The sequence below is a fragment of the Microbispora sp. CSR-4 genome, from assembly GCF_008033685.1.
GTDB lineage: Bacteria > Actinomycetota > Actinomycetes > Streptosporangiales > Streptosporangiaceae > Microbispora.
Genome location: NZ_VJVX01000214.1, coordinates 1 through 734 on the forward strand (window position 1 = coordinate 1; position 734 = coordinate 734).

The window sequence follows — 734 nt, forward strand, 5'->3', positions numbered from 1 at the left end:
CTGGGGCATCTACGTCGGTAAGACCGCTTACACGCACTACGACTACAGCGTGTACGAGGACGGCGACCGCGACTACGCGTTCGTCACGGTCTACAACGGTGTGGTTCCCACCGAGGGTGGCACCAGCGGCGGCAAGTACGAGTCGCGCGTCTACCACAACAAGTGGGACGCCTACCGTGCGAAGCGGAAGCTGCAGGCCGACAAGACCACGGGCTACTCCAAGCTCGAGGTCGTCGAGGTCAACAAGCTCTCGCGGTTCGGCAAGGAGACGGCGGTCAGCGTCGCCGACTTCCAGGCCTGGAACAAGGGCAGGAACCTGACGGGCAACGGCCCCTGGACCCCGGGCACCAGCGCGTCCGAGGCCAAGGAGATCTCCAAGAACGAGTACCGTTCCTGGAAGGACTCCTACGTCAGCAAGGACGGGAAGACCCTGTACTGGCGGACGAAGGTCCAGGCTCCGGCCGCCGCCGCGTCCGCGAGCCCGAGCCCCAGCGCCAGCGCGCAGGCCCAGGGCAACAAGTGGCAGGGCAACAACTGGGGGCACCGCGACCAGGGCCACTTCGAGTACAAGTACTTCAGCCGGACCTTCACCGCGAAGGTCATCACGGGCTACAAGGTCGTCGGCCTGAAGCTCTCGATCGGTCTGAAGGACGTCGGCACCCTCGGGTCCAACGTCGGTGGTCAGGGTCTGGCCTACAACCAGAAGATCGGCACGGGCATCTTCGAGTTCGGTT

1 pseudogene is annotated in these 734 nt (G+C 64.7%); it reads left to right on the top strand.

Features of this window, described 5'->3' with window-relative positions:
* Positions 1-734 (top strand): annotated as a pseudogene (locus FLV34_RS39500) (hypothetical protein); the annotation flags it as partial.